At 60.9% G+C, this 23620-nt stretch carries 19 protein-coding genes; 16 read left to right on the top strand and 3 right to left on the bottom strand.

What is annotated here, in order from left to right; genetic code table 11:
• The first annotated feature begins 88 nt into the window (after positions 1–88).
• From dnaE to ispD, 8 genes are all read left to right on the top strand, one after another.
• A complete protein-coding gene (gene dnaE, locus ACODTO_RS20240; protein ID WP_175361615.1) occupies positions 89–3610 on the top strand; it encodes a DNA polymerase III subunit alpha in 3522 nt (1173 codons plus the stop codon).
• A 150-nt stretch (positions 3611–3760) separates the two neighbouring features.
• A complete protein-coding gene (locus ACODTO_RS20245; protein ID WP_024779026.1) occupies positions 3761–4708 on the top strand; it encodes an acetyl-CoA carboxylase carboxyltransferase subunit alpha in 948 nt (315 codons plus the stop codon).
• A 132-nt stretch (positions 4709–4840) separates the two neighbouring features.
• A complete protein-coding gene (gene tilS, locus ACODTO_RS20250; protein ID WP_139647374.1) occupies positions 4841–6166 on the top strand; it encodes a tRNA lysidine(34) synthetase TilS in 1326 nt (441 codons plus the stop codon).
• A 274-nt stretch (positions 6167–6440) separates the two neighbouring features.
• Entirely contained in the window at positions 6441–8072 is a 1632-nt protein-coding gene (gene pyrG, locus ACODTO_RS20255; protein ID WP_024779028.1) for a CTP synthase, read from the top strand.
• Positions 8073–8076: 4 nt separating this feature from the next.
• Positions 8077–8922 carry a 3-deoxy-8-phosphooctulonate synthase gene (gene kdsA / locus ACODTO_RS20260; protein WP_139647375.1) on the top strand — a complete coding sequence of 282 codons (846 nt, stop codon included), beginning with the start codon at positions 8077–8079 and terminating at the stop codon, positions 8920–8922.
• Positions 8923–9083: 161 nt separating this feature from the next.
• A complete protein-coding gene (gene eno / locus ACODTO_RS20265) occupies positions 9084–10373 on the top strand; it encodes a phosphopyruvate hydratase (RefSeq protein WP_139647377.1) in 1290 nt (429 codons plus the stop codon).
• 171 nt (positions 10374–10544) lie between these two features.
• The gene (gene ftsB / locus ACODTO_RS20270) at positions 10545–10823 is read left to right on the top strand and encodes a cell division protein FtsB (protein ID WP_024779031.1); all 279 of its coding nucleotides are present in this window, start codon (positions 10545–10547) and stop codon (positions 10821–10823) included.
• Positions 10820–11527 (top strand): 2-C-methyl-D-erythritol 4-phosphate cytidylyltransferase, encoded by a 708-nt coding sequence (ispD, locus tag ACODTO_RS20275; protein WP_175385098.1) that lies wholly within the window; start codon positions 10820–10822, stop codon positions 11525–11527. Before ftsB ends, ispD begins: the two co-directional genes overlap by 4 nt.
• Positions 11528–11660: 133 nt before the next feature.
• Here the strand turns inward: ispD and ACODTO_RS20280 are convergent, their stop codons facing one another.
• On the bottom strand, positions 11661–12557 hold the full coding sequence (locus tag ACODTO_RS20280; protein WP_047701994.1) for a LysR substrate-binding domain-containing protein: 897 nt from the start codon (positions 12555–12557) through the stop codon (positions 11661–11663).
• Between the two features lie 104 nt (positions 12558–12661).
• Here ACODTO_RS20280 and ACODTO_RS20285 point away from each other — a divergent pair, with 104 nt between their 5' ends.
• The 8 genes from ACODTO_RS20285 (at position 12662) to rpoS (ending at position 19870) form a co-directional block, all read left to right on the top strand.
• Entirely contained in the window at positions 12662–13774 is a 1113-nt protein-coding gene (locus ACODTO_RS20285) for an S-(hydroxymethyl)glutathione dehydrogenase/class III alcohol dehydrogenase (protein ID WP_053182417.1), read from the top strand.
• A 93-nt stretch (positions 13775–13867) separates the two neighbouring features.
• Positions 13868–14713, top strand: coding sequence for an S-formylglutathione hydrolase (gene fghA / locus ACODTO_RS20290; protein WP_489106966.1), 846 nt, complete (start codon positions 13868–13870; stop codon positions 14711–14713).
• Positions 14714–14756: 43 nt separating this feature from the next.
• A complete protein-coding gene (ispF, locus tag ACODTO_RS20295; protein ID WP_024779036.1) occupies positions 14757–15230 on the top strand; it encodes a 2-C-methyl-D-erythritol 2,4-cyclodiphosphate synthase in 474 nt (157 codons plus the stop codon).
• On the top strand, positions 15227–16285 hold the full coding sequence (gene truD / locus ACODTO_RS20300; RefSeq protein ID WP_175385097.1) for a tRNA pseudouridine(13) synthase TruD: 1059 nt from the start codon (positions 15227–15229) through the stop codon (positions 16283–16285). The genes ispF and truD overlap by 4 nt, the downstream gene beginning before the upstream one ends.
• Positions 16273–17022 (top strand): 5'/3'-nucleotidase SurE, encoded by a 750-nt coding sequence (gene surE, locus ACODTO_RS20305; protein WP_139647385.1) that lies wholly within the window; start codon positions 16273–16275, stop codon positions 17020–17022. The genes truD and surE overlap by 13 nt, the downstream gene beginning before the upstream one ends.
• 38 nt (positions 17023–17060) lie before the next feature.
• A complete protein-coding gene (locus tag ACODTO_RS20310; protein WP_175361775.1) occupies positions 17061–17696 on the top strand; it encodes a protein-L-isoaspartate(D-aspartate) O-methyltransferase in 636 nt (211 codons plus the stop codon).
• Positions 17697–17907: 211 nt separating this feature from the next.
• Positions 17908–18756 carry a peptidoglycan DD-metalloendopeptidase family protein gene (locus tag ACODTO_RS20315; protein WP_139647388.1) on the top strand — a complete coding sequence of 283 codons (849 nt, stop codon included), beginning with the start codon at positions 17908–17910 and terminating at the stop codon, positions 18754–18756.
• A gap of 106 nt (positions 18757–18862) precedes the next feature.
• Positions 18863–19870 (top strand): RNA polymerase sigma factor RpoS, encoded by a 1008-nt coding sequence (gene rpoS / locus ACODTO_RS20320; RefSeq protein ID WP_041022899.1) that lies wholly within the window; start codon positions 18863–18865, stop codon positions 19868–19870.
• A gap of 552 nt (positions 19871–20422) precedes the next feature.
• Here rpoS and fdxA read toward each other — a convergent pair.
• Together fdxA and mutS are read right to left on the bottom strand one after the other, a co-directional pair.
• Complete coding sequence (fdxA, locus tag ACODTO_RS20325; protein ID WP_024779043.1) at positions 20423–20746, bottom strand: ferredoxin FdxA; 324 nt, start codon at positions 20744–20746, stop codon at positions 20423–20425.
• Positions 20747–20879: 133 nt separating this feature from the next.
• On the bottom strand, positions 20880–23447 hold the full coding sequence (gene mutS / locus ACODTO_RS20330) for a DNA mismatch repair protein MutS (RefSeq protein ID WP_489106967.1): 2568 nt from the start codon (positions 23445–23447) through the stop codon (positions 20880–20882).
• Positions 23448–23620 lie beyond the last annotated feature (173 nt).

Raw genomic sequence — 23620 nt, forward strand, 5'->3', positions numbered from 1 at the left:
TATTTCGACTGACGGGCATTCGCCACTCATACCCAAGGCCCGGTACAATCCGGGCCTTGTTGTTTTCATGACTTAACGCAGGATCACTATGCCGGCTTCATTCGTTCATCTACGCCTGCACACTGAGTACTCCCTGGTCGACGGTCTGGTGCGGATCAAACCACTGGTCAAGACCCTGGTGGGCATGAATATGCCTGCCGTGGCGGTCACCGACCAGAACAACATGTGTTCGCTGGTCAAGTTCTACAAGACCGCCATGGGCGGCGGGATCAAGCCGATCTGCGGTGCCGACCTGTGGCTGTCCAGCAAGGATCCGGACGCACCGTTGAGCCGTATCAGCCTGCTGGTCATGAACGCCGTGGGTTACCGCAACCTGACCGAGTTGATCTCCCGTGGCTTCATCGATGGCCAGCGCAACGGCTCGATCATCATCGAGCGCGAGTGGGTGGCCGAGGCCAGCGAAGGCCTGATCATGCTGTCGGCGGCCAAGGAAGGTGAAATCGGCCTGGCCCTGCTCAGCGGCAATGCCGAGGAAGCCGAGACGCTGGCTCGGGAGTGGATGGCGGTGTTCCCGGATCGCTTCTACATCGAAGTGCAGCGCACCAACCGTCCCAACGACGAGGAACACTTGCACGCTGCTGTGGCGCTGGCCGACAAGATCGGGGCGCCGCTGGTGGCGACCAACGACGTGCGCTTCATCAAGCAGGAAGACTTCGAAGCCCACGAGACCCGCGTCTGCATCGGTGAGGGCCGAGCCCTCGATGATCCGCGCCGGCCCAAGAACTACAGCGACCAGCAATACCTCAAAAGCGCCGAGGAAATGGCCGAGTTGTTCAGCGATCTGCCCGAGGCGCTGGAAAACACCGTCGAGATCGCCAAGCGCTGCAACATCGAAGTGAAGCTGGGCAAGCACTTCCTGCCCAACTTCCCGATTCCCGATGGCATGACCATCGACGAGTATTTCCGCAAGGTGTCGTTCGACGGTCTCGAAGAGCGCCTGAGCGTCCTGCTGCCCAAGGACACCACCGAGGATTACGAAGCCAAGCGCCAGGTCTATGTCGACCGGTTGAATTTCGAACTGGATATCATCATCCAGATGGGCTTCCCCGGTTACTTCCTGATCGTGATGGACTTTATCCAGTGGGCCAAGAGCAACGGCGTGCCGGTAGGGCCGGGGCGTGGATCGGGTGCCGGGTCGCTGGTGGCCTACGTGCAGAAGATCACCGACCTCGACCCGCTGGAATATGACCTGCTGTTCGAACGTTTCCTCAACCCGGAACGGGTTTCCATGCCCGACTTCGACGTCGACTTCTGCATGGACGGTCGTGACCGGGTGATCGATTACGTGGCCGAGAAATACGGCCGCAACGCGGTGAGCCAGATCATCACCTTCGGTTCCATGGCCGCGAAGGCGGTGGTGCGTGACGTGGCCCGGGTGCAGGGCAAGTCCTATGGCCTGGCGGATCGTCTGTCGAAGATGATTCCGTTCGAAGTCGGCATGACCCTGGAAAAAGCCTACGAGCAGGAAGAAATCCTGCGGGATTTCATCAAGGTCGATGAAGAGGCGGCGGAAATCTGGGAGATGGCCCGCAAACTCGAAGGCGTGGTGCGTAACGTCGGCAAGCACGCCGGTGGCGTGGTAATCGCGCCGACCAAGCTGACCGACTTCTCGCCGATCTATTGCGACGAGGAAGGCGACGGCCTGGTGACCCAGTTCGACAAGGATGACGTCGAGGCGGCGGGCCTGGTGAAGTTCGACTTCCTCGGCCTGCGTACCCTGACCATCATCGACTGGGCGCTGAAAACCATCAACCGCGACCGGGCCAAGGTCGGTGAAGAGCCACTGGACATCGCGTTCATTCCATTGGACGACAAACCGACCTACAGCCTGCTGCAAAAAGCCGAAACCACGGCGGTGTTCCAGCTTGAATCCCGCGGCATGAAGGAGCTGATCAAGAAGCTCAAGCCCGACTGCCTGGAAGACTTGATCGCACTGGTGGCCCTGTTCCGTCCGGGCCCGCTGCAATCGGGCATGGTGGACGACTTCATCAACCGTAAGCACGGTCGCGCCGAGCTGGCGTACCCGCACCCGGATTACCAGTACGACGGCCTCAAGCCGGTACTGGCGCCGACCTACGGCATCATCCTGTATCAGGAACAGGTGATGCAGATTGCCCAGGTCATGGCCGGCTACACCCTTGGCGGCGCGGACATGTTGCGTCGGGCGATGGGTAAGAAGAAACCCGAGGAGATGGCCAAGCAGCGCGGCGGCTTCATCGAGGGCTGTGCGAACAACGGCATCGATGCGGACCTGGCCGGTAACATTTTCGACCTGGTGGAAAAATTCGCCGGCTACGGCTTCAACAAATCCCACTCTGCCGCCTATGGCCTGGTGTCGTACCAGACCGCGTGGCTGAAGGCGCATTATCCGGCGCCGTTCATGGCCGCCGTACTGTCGGCGGATATGCACAACACCGACAAGGTCGTGACCCTGATCGAAGAAGTGCGGACCATGAAGCTGCGCCTCGACGCGCCGGACGTGAACGCTTCGGAGTTCAAGTTCACGGTGAACGACGAGGGCCGCATCATCTATGGCCTGGGCGCGATCAAGGGCGTGGGCGAGGGCCCCGTGGAGGCCATCACCGAGGCACGCCAGGATGGGCCGTTCAAGGACCTGTTCGATTTCTGTGCCCGGGTCGACCTCAAGCGTATCAACAAGCGCACCCTCGACGGCTTGATCCGCAGCGGCGCGCTGGACCGGCTAGGTCCCTACTTCCATGACGAGCCCAAGGCCTATCAGGCCAACATCGACCGCAACCGCGCGGTGTTGCTGGCAGCCATGGAAGAAGCGATCAAGGCCGCCGAACAGACCGCTCGCACCCATGACAGCGGCCACGCCGATCTGTTTGGTGGCCTGTTCGTCGAGGAAGATGCCGACGTCTACGGCAACCATCGCAAGGCCAAGGAGCTGACCCTCAAGGAGCGCCTCAAAGGCGAGAAGGACACCCTGGGGCTGTACCTCACCGGCCACCCGATCGATGAGTACGAAGGCGAAATCCGCCGCTTCGCCCGTCAGCGCATCATCGACCTGAAGCCGGCTCGCGATACGCAAACGGTCGCGGGGATGATCATCGCCCTGCGGGTGATGAAGAACAAAAAAGGCGACAAGATGGGGTTCATCACCCTCGACGACCGTTCCGGGCGTATCGAGGCATCGTTGTTTGCCGATGCGTTCCACTCGGCGCAGTCGCTGTTGCAGACCGACGCGATGGTGGTGGTGGAAGGCGAGGTCAGCAACGATGATTTCTCCGGTGGTCTGCGGCTGCGGGTCAAGCGGGTGATGAGCATGGAGGATGCCCGGACCAACCTGGCCGAGAGCCTGCGTCTGAAATTGCAGACCCAGGATCTCAAGGGCGACCAGCTACGCTGGCTGGGCGAGTTGTTCAAGCGCCATCGCGGTGCCTGCCCGATCACCATGGAGTACGTGCGCCCCGATGCCAAGGCCGTGCTGCAGTTCGGCGAGGGCTGGCGGATCGATCCGGCGGATGCGTTGATTCAAGCCTTGCGTGACCAGTTCGGCAAAGACAACGTCTTCCTCCAATACCGTTGACGGCCGGGGGCCACTCCTGGACTTGGAGTGTCCCTGACCGCGACCCGAATTTTTAATCTCGACCTGAACGCGCCTCTCCCTTAAGGTAGGGCGCGAATAGACAACCGGCCGGCCCAAGCTCTCTTGGACGTCGACCCAAGACGGACGCCTATGAACCCGAATTTTCTAGATTTCGAACAGCCGATCGCCGACCTGCAAGCCAAGATCGAAGAGTTGCGCTTGGTCGGTAATGACAATTCGCTGAATATCGGCGATGAGATCTCTCGTCTGCAGGACAAGAGCCGCACGCTGACCGAAGACATCTTCGGCAAGCTGACCAGCTGGCAGATCGCGCGCCTGGCGCGTCATCCGCGTCGTCCTTACACCCTGGACTACATCGATCACATCTTCACCGAGTTCGACGAGTTGCACGGTGACCGTCACTTCTCCGACGACGCCGCGATCGTCGGCGGTGTCGCCCGCCTGGACGACCAGCCGGTGATGGTCATCGGTCACCAGAAGGGCCGCGAAGTACGCGAGAAAGTCCGTCGCAACTTCGGCATGCCGCGTCCGGAAGGCTATCGCAAGGCCTGCCGCCTGATGGAGATGGCCGAGCGCTTCAAGATGCCGATCCTGACCTTCATCGACACCCCGGGCGCCTACCCGGGCATCGACGCCGAAGAGCGCAACCAGAGTGAAGCGATTGCCTGGAACCTGCGGGTCATGGCCCGGTTGAAAACCCCGATCATCGCCACTGTGATCGGTGAAGGTGGTTCCGGCGGTGCTTTGGCCATCGGCGTCTGCGACCAGTTGAACATGCTGCAATACTCCACTTACGCAGTAATCTCGCCGGAAGGCTGCGCCTCGATCCTGTGGAAGACCGCCGAGAAGGCGCCGGACGCCGCGGAAGCCATGGGCATCACCGCCGAGCGTCTCAAAGGCCTGGGCATCGTGGATAAAGTGATCAACGAGCCAGTGGGCGGCGCTCACCGTGACCCGGCGGCGGCTGCCGCGCTGATTCGCGCAGAGCTGAGTTCGCAATTGTCGATGCTGAAGAAGTTCGACAACGACGCGCTGCTGGCCCGTCGCTACGAGCGGTTGATGAGCTACGGTCTCTGATTCGAACGCTATACCCCTGTGGGAGCGAGCCTGCTCGCGAAAGCGGTTTAACATTCAACAAATGAGTTGATTGATACACCGTTATCGCGAGCAGGCTCGCTCCCACAGTTGTTTGTGCCAAGGCTGATTCCTATGAACACCCGCGCGGATCTCCCCACCCGGCTCCTCACCCAACTGTCCCCCTGGCGCAACGCTAACGCCTGGCGCATCGCCTTCTCCGGTGGTCTCGACTCCAGCGTCCTGCTGCACCTGCTCGCATCGCTCTCGAGCACACATACACTGCCACCCCTCAGCGCTATCCACGTCCACCACGGCCTCCAGGTTGCGGCCGATGCCTGGCCGGAGCATTGTCGCCGGGTGTGTGAGGCGCTGGGGGTGCCGTTGCAGGTGGTTGAGGTCCAGGTCCGCCCCGGCGCCAGTCTTGAGCGGGCTGCCCGGGAGGCGCGCTACGCTGCCTTCGCCGCGGCGTTCCAGGGCAACGACGTACTACTCACCGCCCAGCACCGCGACGACCAGGCTGAAACCCTGCTGTTTCGCTTGCTGCGGGGGGCGGGCGTGCGGGGCCTGTCAGGGATGCCGAGGCAGCGTCCACTCGGACAGGGATGTTTGCTGCGCCCGTTGCTCGATGTGTCCCGCGGGGAGCTGGAAGCCTATGGGAAACAGCAGGGCTTGAGCTGGATCGAAGACCCGTCCAACAACGATCATCGGTACTCGCGCAACTACCTGCGCCAGCGGGTGTTTCCGCTGCTGACCGAACAGTGGCCCCAGGCTGCGTCGACCCTGGCCCGTGGCGCTGCGCACATGACAGAAGCCCAGGGTTTGCTGGATGACCTGGCGCGGATCGATCTGGCCGATGCAAGGTTCCCAGGCGTGTTTGACTGGCTCGGACTGCCATCCCTGGCGCTGGCACCTTTGCAGGCCTTGTCAGCCGCTCGCCAGCGCAATGCAATCAGCCACTGGCTGGCGGCCCTGACGACGCTGCCCGACAGCGACCACTGGGCCGGTTGGGATTCATTGCGTGACGCCGGGGACGATGCCCGGCCGATCTGGCGTCTGGCCGGCGGTGAGCTGCACCGGGCCGGCAGGCGGGTCTGGTGGTTATCCGACCATTGGCTGCAACCGGTCTCGGGCCGTGTCGAATGGCCCCGGGCCACTGATCCCCTGAGACTGCCGGGCAATGGCCGGGTGACCCTCAGTGGCAAAATCCCCGACGGTCGGCTTTGCGTGCGCTATCGTCAGGGCGGCGAGGTGATGGCGTTGCCCGGTCGTGGTCATCGGGATCTCAAGCGTTTGCTCAATGAAAGTGGCTTGCCGGCGTTCGTTCGCGGCCGATTGCCACTGTTGTATCGGGACGGGCAATTACTGGCGGTGGCCAACCTGCCGGGGCTCGACGGGGACGCTGATGGCACCTGGCAATTGCGTTGGCAGCCATTGGAGCAAGATCTGGGTTTGAGCTGAAAGGGGCTTTCCGGTAGACTACGCTCCCTTCTTGATACAACTTCTGTGGATTCGCCTGAATTGCAGGAGTTGCCGATTACCAAGCAGTCTTTGCTGGGCGATTCCAAAAAATGTGTAGCGAGCAACGTACCGGTGATTTTTCTTCCGGTCTGTCCCAACGCGGCGGTTTTTTTGAAAGGTGCACTGTGATTAATGCAGGTGATCGGGGGCTTCGGCCTTCCTTCGCTTTCCCCGGCGGCTCGGACCGCTTTAACGCAGACTTCTAGGGTTTTTCATGACGCGCTACATATTCGTCACGGGCGGTGTTGTTTCTTCATTGGGGAAAGGCATTGCCTCGGCTTCATTGGCGGCCATCCTGGAGGCGCGGGGACTTAAGGTCACCATGCTCAAGCTGGACCCGTACATCAACGTCGACCCGGGCACCATGAGCCCGTTCCAGCACGGCGAAGTGTTCGTCACCCACGACGGCGCCGAGACCGACCTGGACCTGGGCCACTACGAGCGGTTCATCCGCACGACCATGACCCAGAACAACAACTTCACCACCGGCCGCGTCTACGAGCACGTGCTGCGCAAGGAGCGTCGTGGTGATTACCTGGGCGCGACCATCCAGGTCATCCCCCACATCACCGACGAGATCAAGCGCCGCATCATCAAGGGTGCCGGCGACGCCGATGTGGCGATGGTCGAAATCGGCGGTACCGTGGGCGACATCGAGTCCCAGCCGTTCCTCGAAGCCATCCGCCAGTTGCGTTTCGAAATCGGCGCCAAGCGCGCGATGCTGATGCACCTGACGCTGGTGCCGTACATCGCCACTGCCGGCGAAACCAAGACCAAGCCAACCCAGCACTCGGTCAAGGAGCTGCGCTCTATCGGCCTGCAGCCGGACGTGCTGATCTGCCGCTCCGATCACCCGATCGATATTTCCTCGCGTCGCAAGATCGCCCAGTTCACCAACGTTGAAGAGCGCGCGGTCATCGGCCTCGAAGACGCCGACACCATCTACAAGATCCCGGGCATCCTGCACTCCCAGGGCCTGGACGATTTCGTCGTCGAGCGTTTCGGCCTGCAATGCGCCGGCGCCGACCTGTCCGAATGGGACGCTGTGGTCGATGCCAAGCTCAACCCTGAGCACGAAGTCACCATCGCCATGGTCGGCAAGTACATGGAACTGCTGGACGCCTACAAGTCGCTGATCGAAGCGATGAGTCATGCCGGTATCAGCAACCGCACCAAGGTCAACCTGCGCTACATCGACTCCGAAGACATCGAGAACCAGGGCACCGGACTGCTCGAAGGCGCCGATGCGATCCTCGTCCCGGGCGGCTTCGGCCTGCGGGGCGTGGAAGGCAAGATCACTGCTGTCCAGTACGCTCGCGAAAACAAGGTGCCGTACCTGGGTATCTGCCTGGGCATGCAAGTGGCGGTCATCGAGTTCGCCCGTAACGTGATGGGCTGGAAGGACGCCAACTCCACCGAGTTCGATCGCGCCAGCGGTCACCCGGTCGTGGGCCTGATCACCGAGTGGGAAGACGCCACCGGTGCCGTGGAAGTGCGGACCGAAACCTCCGACCTGGGCGGCACCATGCGCCTCGGCGCCCAGGAATGCCTGCTCGAAGCCGGCTCCCTGGTGCACGATTGCTACGCCAAGGATGTGATCGTCGAGCGTCACCGCCATCGTTATGAAGTGAACAACAAGCTGCTGCCGCAACTGATCGAAGCCGGCCTGAAAATCTCCGGTCGCTCCGGCGATGGCGCGCTGGTCGAAGTGGTCGAGTCCCCGGATCATCCATGGTTCGTGGCTTGCCAGTTCCACCCCGAGTTCACCTCGACGCCACGGGACGGTCATCCGCTGTTCAGCGGTTTCGTGAAGGCCGCTTTGGCTCAACACCAGAAAAAGGCATAAGACGATGGCCCAGAAGATCATTCGCGTTGGCGACATCGAAATTGCCAACGACAAGCCCATGGTGCTGTTCGGCGGCATGAACGTGCTGGAAAGCCGCGACATGGCGATGCAGGTCTGCGAGGAGTACGTCAAGGTTACCCAGAAACTGGGTATCCCTTACGTCTTCAAGGCCAGCTTCGACAAGGCCAACCGGTCGTCCGTGACCTCTTACCGGGGCCCGGGCCTGGAAGAAGGCATGCGGATCTTCCAGGACATCAAGCAAGCCTTCGGCGTGCCGATCATCACCGACGTCCATGAGCCTGACCAGGCCGCGGTCGTCGCCGAGGTCTGCGACATCATCCAGTTGCCGGCCTTCCTGTCGCGCCAGACCGACCTCGTGGTCGCGATGGCCAAGACCGGTGCGGTGATCAACATCAAGAAAGCCCAGTTCCTCGCGCCCCAGGAAATGAAACACATCCTGAGCAAGTGCGAAGAGGCCGGGAACGATCAGTTGATCCTCTGCGAGCGCGGTTCGAGCTTCGGCTACAACAACCTGGTAGTGGACATGCTCGGCTTCGGCATCATGAAGCAGTTCGAATACCCGGTGTTCTTCGACGTGACCCACGCGCTGCAGATGCCTGGCGGCCGTTCCGACTCCGCCGGTGGCCGTCGCGCCCAGGTGACCGACCTGGCCAAGGCCGGCATGAGCCAGTCCCTGGCGGGCCTGTTCCTCGAGGCCCACCCTGACCCGGATAACGCCAAGTGCGACGGCCCCTGCGCCTTGCGCCTGAACAAGCTGGAGCCGTTCCTGTCTCAGCTCAAGGCGTTGGACGAGCTGGTCAAGAGTTTTCCGACGGTAGAAACCGCGTAACGCGGTTTTCTCCGGTAAAGTACCGCTCGATTATCGCTCTGGCCCGCTGGCCGCACTGCTCTTGTGGGAGCATGGCTTGCCAGCGATGGCGCCCTTGAGGCCCCCATCGCCGGCAAGTCGTGCTCCCACAGCGTTTCGTCAACTTTGGAGTGTTTACAACAATGGCAAAAATCGTCGACATCAAAGGTCGTGAAGTTCTCGACTCCCGTGGCAACCCCACTGTTGAAGCGGACGTGCTTCTCGACAACGGCATCATCGGCAGCGCCTGCGCGCCGTCCGGTGCTTCCACTGGCTCGCGCGAAGCGCTGGAGCTGCGTGATGGCGACAAGAGCCGTTACCTGGGCAAGGGCGTACTGAAGGCCGTTGCCAACATCAACGGTCCGATCCGTGACCTGTTGCTGGGCAAAGATCCTGCCGACCAGAAAGCCCTCGACCTGGCCATGATCAAGCTCGACGGCACCGAGAACAAAGCCACTCTGGGCGCCAACGCGATCCTCGCCGTCTCCCTGGCCGCCGCCAAGGCTGCCGCCCAGGACCAGGACCTGCCGCTGTACGCCCATATCGCTAACCTCAACGGTACGCCGGGCATTTACTCGATGCCGGTTCCGATGATGAACATCATCAACGGCGGCGAGCATGCCGACAACAACGTCGACATCCAGGAATTCATGGTCCAGCCGGTTGGCGCCAAGTCCTTCTCCGAAGGCCTGCGCATGGGCACCGAGATTTTCCATCACCTCAAGGCCGTGCTGAAGGCTCGTGGCCTGAGCACCGCCGTTGGCGACGAAGGCGGTTTCGCACCGAACCTGGCGTCCAACGAAGACGCGCTGAAAGTCATCTCCGAAGCTGTGGCCAACGCCGGCTACAAGCTGGGCACCGACGTGACCCTGGCCCTGGACTGCGCCGCCAGTGAGTTCTTCGAAGACGGCAAGTACAACCTGTCCGGCGAAGGCCAGGTGTTCACTGCCGAAGGTTTTGCCGACTATCTCAAGGGCTTGACCGAGCGCTACCCGATCATCTCCATCGAAGACGGCCTGGACGAGTCCGACTGGGCCGGCTGGAAAATCCTCACCGACAAGATCGGCGAGAAAACCCAGCTGGTGGGCGACGATCTGTTCGTGACCAACACCAAGATCCTGAAAGAAGGCATCGACAAGAAGATCGCCAACTCGATCCTGATCAAGTTCAACCAGATCGGCACCCTGACCGAAACCCTGGAAGCCATCCAGATGGCCAAGGCCGCCGGCTACACCGCGGTGATCTCCCACCGTTCCGGTGAAACCGAGGATTCGACCATCGCCGACCTGGCCGTGGGCACCGCGGCAGGGCAGATCAAGACCGGTTCGCTGTGCCGTTCGGACCGCGTTTCCAAGTACAACCAACTGCTGCGTATCGAAGAGCAGTTGAACGGCAAGGCCAAGTACAACGGTCGTGCCGAGTTTCGCGGTTAAGCGGTAAATGGTAAAAAGACAGCGGGTTAGGTCGCAAAAGTCGCTATAGCGGCGGTTTTGCTTCTAATCTGATGCCTTATGAAGCACAAGCCTGGTTCTTCCAGGCTTCGTGCTATCAGACGTTTCAAAGTTTGGCATGGCGGTCTTTTTTCACTGGATACCTGATATTCGATGCGCAGTCCCAATTGGTTGTTTCTTGTCTTGCTCCTGTTGCTGGCCGGCCTGCAGTACCGCCTGTGGGTGGGTAATGGCAGCCTGGCGCAAGTGGCCGACCTGACTCAGCAGATTGCCGACCAGCATGCCGAGAACGAGGCATTGCTGGAGCGTAATCGGGTGATGGACGCCGAAGTGATGGAGCTGAAAAAAGGCATGGAGACCGTTGAAGAGCGGGCTCGTCATGAGTTGGGCATGGTCAAGGAGGGCGAAACCCTCTACCAGTTGGCCCAATGAGTATCCGATTGCCGGCCTTCTGGGCCGTGATTCCTGCCGCGGGCGTCGGAGCCCGTATGGCCGCGGACCGTCCCAAGCAATACCTGCAACTGGGCGGGCGCACAATTCTCGAACACAGCCTCGGCTGTTTCCTCGATCATCCGACCGTCAAGGGCGTGGTGGTCTGCGTTGCACACGATGATCCTTACTGGCCGACCCTGGCTTGTGCCGACGACGCTCGCATCCAGCGGGTGGACGGTGGCGCGCAGCGTTCGGATTCGGTGCTCAATGCCTTGCTGCACCTGCATGCCCAGGGCGCCGACGATCACGATTGGGTGCTGGTACATGATGCTGCCCGGCCCAACCTGTCCCGGGACGATCTGGACACCCTGCTCGGCGAGCTGGCGAACGACCCGGTCGGTGGCCTGTTGGCCGTCCCGGCGCGCGATACCCTCAAACGCGTCGACAAGCATGGCCGTGTAGTGGAAACCGTTGATCGCAGCGTAATTTGGCAAGCCTATACACCGCAGATGTTTCGCCTTGGTGCCTTGCATCGGGCGTTGGCCGACAGTTTGGTGGCGGATGCCGTGATTACCGATGAAGCTTCGGCCATGGAGTGGGCGGGGCAGGCACCTCGGTTGATCGAGGGGCGCTCGGACAACATCAAGGTCACCCGTCCCGAAGACCTGGAGTGGTTGCGCCAGCGTTGGGCTTATCGCCACTGAGTGAAATCGCCATCGCGAGCAGGCTCGCTCCCACAAGGGTTTCTGTCGTACACAGAATATGTGTCGATTTAAGATCCACTGTGGGAGCGAGCCTGCTCGCGATAGCTATTGCCCAGGCCCTGAAACACTGGCTTCATCCCCGGTACTCCGGTCGCTCAGCCAGCCCTTCCTTCAAGTAATCCACCAGCTTGCGCACCTTCGGCGACAGATGCCGTTGCTGTGGATACAACGCCCACACCGCCGTGTTCGGTGGCTGATGCGCCTCCAGCAGCGAGATCAACGCGCCGCTGTGCAGATGCTCCAGCACGTAGTAATCCGGCAACTGGCACAACCCGACCCCTTGCAAGGCCGCCTCCAGCACCGCTTGGCCGCTGTTGCAGCGCCAGTTTCCCTGTACGCGCTGGGAAAATTCCCGCCCGTTCTGTTCCAGTTGCCAGAGGTCGGAACTGCCGATCAGGCAGTTATGGCGGCTCAATTCCGACAAGCTATGGGGCCGGCCATACCGTTCCAGGTAAGACGGCGAGGCGCACAGGTACATGCGACGTGGTGCGAGGCGCGTGGCAATCAGACGAGAGTCCTGCAGGCGACCGAGGCGAATCGCCAGGTCCAGCCCTTCGTGGACCAGGTCAAGGGGCCGGTTGCTCAGTTCGATGTCTACCCGCAATTGCGGGTAAAGCCCCATGAACCGTGTCACCAGCGGCACGATGAACCGCTCGCCATAGGCCACCGCACAGGTCATTCGCAACATGCCCTTGGGTTCGCTGGTGAGGTCGCCCACTGCCCGGAGTGCTTCCTCGCGACCATCCTGCAACCGTTGGCAATGCTGCAGAAAGGTTTGCCCGGCCTCGGTCAGGGTCACCCGACGGGTGCTGCGATAGAGCAATCGGGTCTGTAGCCGTTCTTCAAGCCGTACGATCTGTCGACTGATATGCGAGGACGAAACCCCGAGGCGTTCGGCAGCGGCGGTGAATTGGCTGCACTCGGCCACGGCGACGAATTCGTCGATTCCTTCCCAGCGGTTATCGGACATGGATTATCCCTGTATGGCAATAATGTTTTGCTTTTGATTGGATTATTCATCGTCCTGAGGCGGATTACACTCCCGGTCTTGTTTTTATTTGATGGAGAGACCGGATGATCAAGTCGCGCGCTGCCGTTGCCTTCGAGGCCAAGAAACCCCTGGAAATCGTTGAAGTCGACGTCGCCATGCCCAAGGCGGGTGAAGTGCTGTTGCGTGTGGTGGCTTCCGGTGTTTGCCATACCGACGCATACACCCTGTCGGGCGCCGACCCGGAAGGCATTTTCCCGTCGATCCTCGGCCACGAAGGCGGTGCGATCGTCGAAGCCATCGGCGAGGGCGTGACGTCGGTCGCGGTCGGCGACCACGTGATCCCGCTGTACACGCCGGAATGCGGCCAGTGCAAATTCTGCAAGTCGGGCAAGACCAACCTCTGCCAGGCCATTCGCGCCACGCAGGGCAAAGGCCTGATGCCAGATGGCACTTCGCGCTTTTCCTACAAGGGCGAAACCATTTTCCACTACATGGGGACCTCGACGTTCTCCGAGTACACCGTGTTGCCGGAAATCTCCGTTGCGAAAATCCCGAAAGAAGCACCCTTGGAAAAGGTCTGCCTGCTGGGTTGCGGCGTCACCACCGGTATCGGCGCGGTGATCAACACCGCCAAGGTCAAACCGGGTGACACCGTGGCCATCTTCGGCCTGGGCGGTATCGGCCTGTCGGCAGTGATCGGCGCCGTGAAAGCCAAGGCCGCGCGCATCATCGCCATCGACATCAATCCGGCCAAGTTCGAGATTGCCAAGCAGTTGGGCGCCACCGATTGCGTCAACCCGAAGGACTTCGACCGTCCGATCCAGGAAGTCATTGTCGACATGACCGACGGCGGCGTGGACTTTTCCTTCGAGTGCATCGGCAACGTCCAGTTGATGCGTGCGGCACTGGAGTGCTGCCACAAGGGCTGGGGCGAGTCGGTGATCATCGGCGTGGCCGGTGCCGGCCAGGAAATCGCTACCCGTCCGTTCCAACTGGTGACGGGCCGCGTCTGGCGCGGTTCGGCGTTTGGCGGCGTACGCGGTCGCAGCGAGTTGCCCAGCTACGTGGAAATGGCCGAGAAGGGCGAGATCCCGCTGGATACCTTCATCACCCACACCATGGGTCTTGAAGATATCAACAAGGCATTCGACCTGATGCATGAAGGCAAGAGCATCCGTACCGTCATTCATTTTTAAGAGCAGCTGCAAGCTAAAGGCTACAAGCTGCAAGTGAAGCGCGGTGCTTTTTCTTGCGGCTTGCAGCTTGGAGCTTGGAGCTGAGGTGAAGTTATGAACCTCGAAAATATCTCCTGCCAGAAAAGCTTCGGCGGCTGGCACAAGCGTTACCGGCACCGCTCCGAAGTGCTTGGCTGTGACATGGTGTTTGCCGTGTACCTGCCACCGCAAGCCGAGCAGGGCGGCAAGTTGCCGGTGCTGTATTGGTTGTCCGGGCTGACCTGCACCGACGAGAACTTCATGCAGAAGGCCGGTGCCCAGCGCATGGCCGCCGAGTTGGGGCTGATCATCGTCGCGCCGGACACCAGCCCACGGGGCGCCGACGTGCCGGGTGATCCGGACGGCGCCTGGGACTTCGGCCTGGGCGCTGGATTCTACCTGAACGCCACCCAGGAACCCTGGGCGCGGCACTATCGGATGTATGACTACGTGGTGCAGGAAATGCCGGCGTTGGTCGAAGCGCATTTTCCGGCATCGGACAAGCGCAGCATCAGTGGTCACTCCATGGGCGGCCATGGCGCGCTGGTCTGCGCCTTGCGCAACCCGGGACGTTACCGTTCGGTTTCGGCCTTTTCGCCGATCAACAATCCGATGGATTGCCCATGGGGTCAGAAAGCCTTCTCCCGTTACCTGGGGGAAGACCGCTCGAAATGGCGTGAATGGGATGCCTGTGCGCTGATTGCCGAGGCTGACGAGAAGCTACCGTTGCTGGTGGACCAGGGCGATCGTGATGATTTCCTGGCCAACCAGCTCAAGCCTGAAGCCTTGCAACAGGCGGCGAAGGCTGCGGGTCATCCCCTGGAGTTGCGCCTGCAACCGGGTTACGACCACAGCTACTTCTTCATCGCCAGTTTCATTGATGACCATCTGCAACATCATGCACGCGCTCTAAACGTCTAATGCAGGTAGAATCACGCCCTGACAGAAATCAGGGCGTTTTTTTATGCGTATTGGCCACGGCTACGATGTTCACCGTTTCACTGAAGGCGATTTCATTACACTGGGCGGCGTGCGTATCGCACACGGCTTCGGGTTGCTCGCGCATTCTGACGGTGATGTCCTGCTGCACGCCCTGAGCGATGCACTGCTCGGTGCGGCGGCCCTGGGCGATATCGGCAAGCATTTCCCCGACACCGATCCTCGATTCAAGGGCGTCGACAGCCGCGTGCTGCTGCGCCATGTGGTCTCGCTGATCCACGCCAAGGGCTGGAAGGTCGGCAATGTCGATAACACCATTGTTGCCCAGGCGCCGAAAATGGCACCGCACATCGAGGCCATGCGCCAGTTGATTGCCGAGGATCTTCAAGTTGAGCTGGACCAGGTGAACGTGAAAGCCACCACCACCGAGAAGCTGGGTTTCGTCGGTCGCGAAGAAGGCATTGCCGTCCATTCCGTTGCCTTGTTGCTGCGCCCATGACCGAACTGGAATTGTTGGGGCCGCGTGCCTATGGCGAGTCGCTGGGCAGCGCGGTGCTCAAGGCTACCGCTGAAGATTTTCAGGTCGATGAAGTGCTCGACATCCCGTTGACCGGCGATGGCGAGCATTTGTGGATCTGGGTCGAAAAGCGCGGTTTGAACACCGAGGAAGCGGCCCGGCGAATTGCCAAGGCGGCCGGTGTGCCGCTGCGTACCGTCAGCTACGCCGGGCTCAAGGACCGTCAGGCCCTGACCCGGCAATGGTTCAGTGTCCAATTGCCGGGCAAGGCGGATCCGGACCTGTCGGCGGCAGAGAACGACACGTTGAAAATCCTCAAGACCGGGCGCCATAGGCGCAAGCTGCAGCGCGGTGCGCACTCGGCCAATGGTTTCACCTTGCGCCTGACCCAATTCAAGGGCGATCCGGCGGCCATCGACGCGCGCCTGCAACAGATTGTCCGCCACGGCATCCCCAACTATTACGGCGCCCAGCGCTTTGGCCATGATGGCGGCAACGTCGTCGATGCCCGCGCGTGGGCGGCACGCAAGGCCCTGCCGGAGCAACGCAATGTGCGTTCGCGGCTGTTGTCGACAGCCCGTAGTTTCCTGTTCAACCGGGTATTGGCGGCCCGGGTGGCCGACGGTACCTGGCAACAAGCCCAAGTGGGCGACTTGCTGGCCTTCACCGACAGCCGCAGTTTTTTCCCGGCTGGTGAAGCCGAATGCAACGATCCGCGCCTGGCGATCCTCGATCTGCACCCCACCGGGCCACAGTGGGGCGAAGGCCCTTCGCCGGCCTCGGGTGTGATCCACGATCTGGAACAGGCCGTCGCCGAGCGCGAAGCGGATTTGCGCGATTGGTTAGTAAACGCAGGAATGAGTCACGAACGTCGCATCCTGCGACTGCCCATTGGCGGGCTGTCGTGGCATTATCCCTCGCTAGACATTCTGCAACTGGAATTCGTCCTGCCGGCCGGATGTTTCGCCACTGTCTTGGTGCGCGAACTCGTCGATCTGGTGCCGGTGGGGCAGACGGACAGCCCATGCGTATTCTGATTTCTAACGATGACGGGGTGACAGCACCCGGTCTTGCCGCGCTCTATGCTGCGCTGGCGGATTTTGCCGAGTGCGTGGTGATCGCCCCGGACCAGGACAAAAGCGGCGCCAGCAGCTCGCTGACGCTCGACCGTCCGTTGCACCCCTGTTATCTGGATAACGGTTTCATCAGCCTCAATGGTACCCCCACCGATTGCGTGCACCTGGGCCTCAATGGCCTGCTGGAGCGCGAGCCGGACATGGTGGTCTCGGGCATCAACCTGGGCGCGAACCTGGGAGATGACGTGCTCTATTCCGGTACGGTCGCCGCCGCCCTGGAAGGTCGCTTCCTGGAGCTGCCGTCGTTTGCCTTTTCGTTTGTTTCCCGGCAGGTCGATAACTTGCCTACCGCCGCCTACTTTGCCCGCAAGCTGGTAGAAGCCCATGGTGACCTGGACCTGCCGCCGCGCACGGTGCTGAACGTGAATATCCCGAACCTGCCCCTCGATCACATCCGTGGCATCCAGCTCACGCGCCTGGGCCATCGTGCCCGCGCCGCTAAACCCATGCATGTGGTCGACCCGCGAGGCAAGGCCGGTTACTGGATCGCCGCCGCCGGCGATGCGGAGGATGGTGGGCCGGGCACCGATTTCCATGCAGTGATGCAGGGGTATGTCTCGATTACCCCGTTGCAGCTCGACCGGACCTTCAACGATGCCTTTCGAAGCCTCGATGGCTGGCTGGAGGGGCTGCGTTGATGCGTGAGCAAGACGATATGCTGCGCCGGGGGATCGGCATGACCTCCCAGCGCACCCGGGAGCGACTGATTCAGCGGCTCTACGAAGAAGGCCTGTCCAACGCACAGGTACTGGAAGTGATTCGCCGCACGCCTCGGCATTTGTTCGTCGATGAAGCCCTGGCCCATCGCGCCTACGAAGACACGGCGTTGCCGATCGGCCACAACCAGACCATTTCCCAGCCTTATATGGTGGCCCGCATGAGCGAGTTGCTGCTGGAGGCGGGGCCGTTGGACAAGGTGCTGGAAATCGGTACCGGTTCGGGCTACCAGACGGCGGTGTTGTCGCAACTGGTGGAGCGGGTGTTTTCCGTGGAACGGATCAAGGTGCTGCAGGATCGCGCCAAGGAGCGCCTGGTTGAGCTGAACCTGCGCAACGTGGTGTTTCGCTGGGGCGATGGCTGGGAAGGCTGGCCAGCGCTGGCGCCTTATAACGGCATCATCGTCACCGCGGTTGCCACCGATGTACCCCAGGCCCTGCTGGATCAACTTGCCCCCGGTGGCCGGTTGGTCATTCCAGTGGGGTCCGGTGAGGTTCAGCAATTGATGTTGATCGTGCGTGAAGAACACGGTTTTTCACGACATGTCCTGGGGGCTGTACGGTTCGTGCCGCTGCTCAACGGGCCATTGGCCTGAGCATTTATAAACGGACGCTGAATTCCGAGGCGCGGGTTGTGTCTTACAGCGGCACCCCAGTGTCGAACCGGACTCAATGGCGTCGAGCAAACGTGTGCGACAGCGCTTGGCGCTTCATTAATAGAAGCGCGGTCGCGCCCCGTTATACTTGCATCGTGTCTGCCTGGGCAGGCAATTTCCAATTTTTCAGCCACCACAAAGGGAGCGGCGGGTGAGTCTCACAGTCATTGCGCAGCGTATGGGTATCACGAGCTTTCAGCGCCTGGTGACTGGCCTTGTCTTGAGTACCTTGCTGGTCGGTTGTTCCAGTACACCGTCGGGTAATGTCCGGGTTGTCGATCGCAACAACAATGCTGCACCGCAGCGTCCTACAGTAACGACCGGTCAGTATGTAGTCCGTCGTGGCGATACTCTGTTTTCCATCGCTTTTCGCTACGGCTGGGACTACAAGTCCCTCGCAGAGCGGAACAACATTCCTGCGCCTTATACGATTCATCCAGGTCAGACGATTCGCTTCGATGGTCGCAGCGGTTCAACGCCCACGGCGGTCGTCACGCAGTCGGATTCGACGCCTTCGTCGTCGAGCAAAACCACCGTCATTCGCCGGCCGGTCGGGGCTGCAACGACGACAGTACCGTCCGTCGCGAGCAAACCGGCACCTGCTCCCCTGCCTCCGGCAGGCCCCGCCCCGACGGGCTGGGGATGGCCTTCTAATGGCGTTCTCATTGGAAAATTCTCTTCAAACGGTAGTTTGAATAAAGGAATTGATATCGCCGGGGATTTGGGACAGCCTGTTTTAGCCGCGTCTGATGGCACGGTTGTGTACGCCGGGAGTGGTTTGAGGGGCTACGGCGAACTCGTGATCATCAAACACAGCGATACCTACGTCAGTGCCTACGGTCACAACCGCAGGCTGTTGGTTCGGGAGGGGCAGCAGGTCAAGGTCGGACAGACAATTGCCGAAATGGGGTCAACAGGTACAGACCGGGTGAAGCTGCACTTTGAGATTCGCCGACAAGGTAAACCGGTAGATCCACTGCAATTCCTGCCACGTCGTTGATTTGCTTGTCAGCCTGTTCCGTCACGTAGAGGGAACAGGCTCCAGCGTTGCCAAGGATAAAGGCGTCGCTTGAGCTTGAGGTCGAACTCACCAAAGGACTATAACAATGGCTCTCAGTAAAGAAGTGCCGGAGTTTGACATCGACGATGAGGTTCTCCTGATGGAGACCGGCATCGCTATGGATTCGATGTCGAATGATGAGGGAGCGTCTCCTCCTTCCGTTCGTGCCAAATCCAGACACTCCGCTTCACTTAAACAACATAAGTACATCGATTACACCCGGGCGCTGGACGCCACTCAGCTGTACCTCAATGAAATCGGTTTCTCGCCGCTGCTCTCCCCTGAGGAAGAAGTTCATTTTGCGCGCCTGTCGCAAAGCGGTGACCCGGCCGGTCGAAAACGCATGATTGAAAGCAACCTGCGCCTGGTGGTGAAAATCGCCCGACGCTACGTCAATCGTGGGCTTTCGCTGCTGGACCTGATCGAAGAGGGCAACCTGGGGCTGATTCGCGCCGTCGAGAAATTCGACCCCGAGCGAGGCTTTCGCTTCTCGACCTATGCCACCTGGTGGATCCGCCAGACCATCGAACGGGCGATCATGAATCAGACGCGCACCATCCGGTTGCCGATTCATGTGGTCAAGGAGCTTAACGTCTACCTGCGGGCCGCCCGTGAGCTGACCCAGAAGCTCGATCATGAGCCTTCACCTGAAGAGATCGCCAACCTGCTGGAGAAACCGGTAGGCGAGGTCAAGCGCATGCTTGGGCTCAACGAGCGGGTTTCCTCGGTGGACGTCTCACTTGGGCCGGACTCGGACAAGACCCTGCTGGACACCCTGACTGACGAGCGCCCTACGGACCCTTGTGAACTGCTTCAGGATGACGACTTGTCCCAGAGCATCGACCAATGGCTTTCGGAGCTGACGGACAAGCAGCGGGAAGTGGTGATCCGCCGCTTTGGCCTGCGTGGCCATGAAAGCAGCACCCTGGAAGATGTAGGCCTGGAAATCGGCTTGACCCGCGAGCGGGTGAGACAGATTCAGGTGGAGGGCCTCAAGCGTCTGCGCGAGATCCTGGAGAAGAACGGCCTCTCGAGCGAGTCGCTGTTCCAATAGCAACCCGGCAAGTGCAGCAGGAAAAGCCCCGACTGGTTCGGGGCTTTGCCGTTTCTGGGAGGGCTGTTTCCGTTCCTGCCGTGTTTCCGGCTCAGCTTGTAAGCTTTTGCCTAGTGTTGTGTAAGCGTTCGGTTTCTCGTGGCCGGGGACAGACGACAATCAAGGCTGTTCATTTTTAGTATCTTGTTGATTTAAATGGGAATTTAAATAGATGAACGAAGCATGACAGGTGCTGTCGGCCGCTTCGGATGAATTGCGCTCGCTGGGGAAAACACTAATATCAGTCCTGTGTCGACGGACAGACACACCCGTCACGGACGATGGGGAAGGAAGGACATCGCAGGATGCGATTCATCAGGATGATGAAAAGGATCAAAGGGATTAGGGAAAAAATGTGGGCGGGTCAAACCGCCCCTTTTTTTTGCCTGCGAATTGTCCGCACGCTGCGTGGGAGCGCTTCTACGGACGCATTGCGTTCGACCTCTCTGGATCGTTTCCAGCCACCGGAAAGCAAAAAGGCCCGCAAGGGGCCTTTTCGGAGAAGGCGGATGATCAGCGTTCGAGGTCTGCTATCTTGCCTGGCTTGCCATCCCACTCTTCGGCGTCCGGCAACGCATCTTTCTTCTCGGTGATGTTCGGCCAGATATCCGCCAGCTCGGCGTTCAGCTCGATGAAGTTCTCCATGCCGGACGGCACTTCGTCTTCCGAGAAAATGGCGTTCGCCGGGCATTCCGGTTCACACAGGGCGCAGTCGATGCACTCGTCAGGGTGAATGACCAGGAAATTCGGCCCTTCGTAGAAGCAGTCCACCGGACAGACTTCTACGCAGTCGGTGTACTTGCACTTGATGCAGTTGTCGGTGACGACGAAGGTCATTTCTAATTCTCTCCTCAGGCGGCGGCAGCGGATCCCTCTTCACGGTGGGGTCGCCAGGCTTGGGAGCGGACCAGGCTAATAGTCCGCAGCATCCCAAACCGCGCGCGATTCTAACAGCTTGAACGCCCTTGCGTTAGATCCGTGTCTTCAATGCATAGAGTAAATCCAATGCCCGGCGTGGTGTCAGGTCGTCCAGGTCGAGCTTGGCCAGTTCATCGAGTACGGGATGGGGCAGGCTGGCGAACAGGTCGCTTTGCTGCGGTACGGCCGGTTTGCCTTTGCTCGGGCGCGGTGTTTCATGGGGCAGGCTGGAGGTTTCCAGGCGGCTCAGGTGCTCGCGGGCGCGGCTGATCACCTCGGCTGGCACGCCCGCCAGTTGTGCCACTGCCAGGCCGTAGCTCTGGCTGGCCGGGCCGGGCAGCACATGGTGCAGGAACACGATACGTTCGTTGTGCTCGGTGGCGTTGAGGTGGACGTTGGCCACCAGCGGCTGGCTTTCCGGCAGCACCGTCAGCTCGAAATAATGGGTGGCGAACAGCGTGTAGGCCCGCAGGTGTGCCAGGCGTTCGGCCGCAGCCCAGGCCAGCGACAGGCCGTCGAAGGTACTGGTGCCACGCCCGACTTCGTCCATCAGCACCAGGCTGCGTTCGGTGGCGTTGTGCAGGATGTTGGCGGTTTCGCTCATTTCCACCATGAAGGTGGAGCGCCCGCCAGCCAGGTCGTCGCTGGAGCCGATCCGGGTGAATATCCGGTCGACCAGGGACAATTCGCAGCTGGCCGCTGGCACGAAGCTGCCAATGTGGGCCAGCAGCACGATCAGTGCGGTCTGGCGCATGTAGGTGGATTTACCGCCCATGTTCGGACCGGTGATCACCAGCATGCGGGTGTTGTCGTCCAGGCTCAGGTCGTTGGCCACGAACGGGGTGGTCAGTACCTGCTCGACCACCGGGTGACGACCCTGGCTGATGCGCATACACGGTTCGCTGACGAAGCGCGGGCAGTTGAGGTCCAGGTTCAGCGCGCGCTCGGCCAGGTTGCTCAGCACGTCCAGCTCCGCCAGGGCGGCAGCGGTGTCCTGCAGGGGCGGCAGTTGGCTGATCAGGTCTTCGAGCAGCGCCTCGTAGAGCATCTTCTCCCGGGCCAGGGCGCGGCTCTTGGCCGACAGCGCCTTGTCTTCGAAGGCCTTGAGTTCCGGGGTGATGAAGCGTTCGGCACCCTTGAGCGTCTGGCGACGAACGTAGTCGGCCGGTGCTTGTTCGGCTTGTTTGCTCGGCAACTCGATGAAGTAGCCGTGGATGCGGTTGTAGCCGACCTTGAGGTTGCTCAGGCCAGTACGGGCTTTTTCCCGGGCTTCGAGATCGATCAGGAACTGGCCGGCGTTTTCGCTCAGGGCTTGCAGCTCGTCGAGCTCGGCGTCATAGCCGGTTTTCAACACGCCACCGTCACGGATAACGGCGGGCGGGTTATCGATGATGGCTTTTTCCAGCAACGCGGCCAGGTCCGGGTAGGTGCTGGTGATGCGTGCCAGTTGTTGCAGGTGCGGAGCTTCGAGGTCGGTCATCGCCATCTGGAGTTCCGGCAGCGCACCGAGGGCGTCGCGTAGGCGCGCCAGATCCCGTGGGCGAGCGTTGCGCAAGCCGATGCGCGCGAGGATCCGCTCGATGTCACCGATTTCCTTGAGCTGCGGTTGCAACTGCTCGAAGCGATAGCGATCCAGCAGGCAGGTAATGGAGGTCTGTCGCGCCAGCAACACTGTCAGATCCCGCAGGGGACGGTTCAGCCAACGTGTCAGCAGCCGGCTGCCCATGGCGGTCTGGCAACGATCGACCACCGACTGCAAGGTGTTGTCCCGTCCACCGGCCAGGTTGGTGTCCAACTCCAGATTGCGCCGGCTCGCCCCGTCCAGCACCACCGTGTCGTCCAGGCGCTCGTGGCGCAAGCTGCGCAAATGGGGCAGGGCGGTGCGTTGGGTTTCCTTGGCGTAGGCCAACAAGCAACCGGCGGCACCGATGGCCAGGGTCAGGTTTTCGCAACCGAAGCCCTTGAGGTCTTGGGTGGAAAATTGCTGGCAGAGACTTTTCAGCGCCGAGTCGCGCTCGAAATCCCACGGCGCCCGACGTCGAACGCCACGGCGTTTTTCTGCCGGCAGGTCCTTGGGCCAGTCGTCGGGAATCAACAGCTCCACTGGGTTGACCCGCTCCAGTTCCGCCAATAGGTTTTCCCAGCCCTTGATCTCCAGCACCGAGAAATTGCCACTGGTGATGTCCAGCACCGCCAGGCCGAACAGGCGCTCGTCCCCCAGCACGGCGGCAATCAGATTGTCCCGGCGCTCATCCAGCAACGCCTCATCACTGACCGTGCCCGGCGTAATGATGCGCACCACTTGCCTTTCTACCGGCCCCTTGCTGGTGGCCGGGTCACCGACCTGCTCGCAAATCACCACCGACTCACCGAGCTTGACCAGTTTCGCCAAGTAACCTTCCGCCGCGTGGTAAGGAATCCCACACATCGGAATCGCCATGCCCGCCGATTGCCCACGCGCCGTCAGGGTGATGTCCAACAGCTTGGCGGCCTTCTTCGCGTCCTCGTAGAAGATCTCGTAGAAGTCGCCCATGCGATAGAACATCAACTGATCGGGGTGCTGATTCTTCAGGCGCCAGTACTGTTGCATCATGGGCGTGTGGGAGGACAGATCGTTCACGGCTGTATTCATCGGTGTCAGGCAAACTCGTTGAAAGGTGTGGGGCAAAAGGAGGGGCATCGGCCCGGCTTTTCCGCGATGGGCGCAAGGTTAACATGGGGGGGCTGGTGCGACCCAGATGGAGTGGCTCCAATGGGCTTTGAATGGTAGCCCTTGATTGCCGGCAAAAAAAA

The sequence above is a fragment of the Pseudomonas sp. FG13 genome, assembly GCF_057809755.1.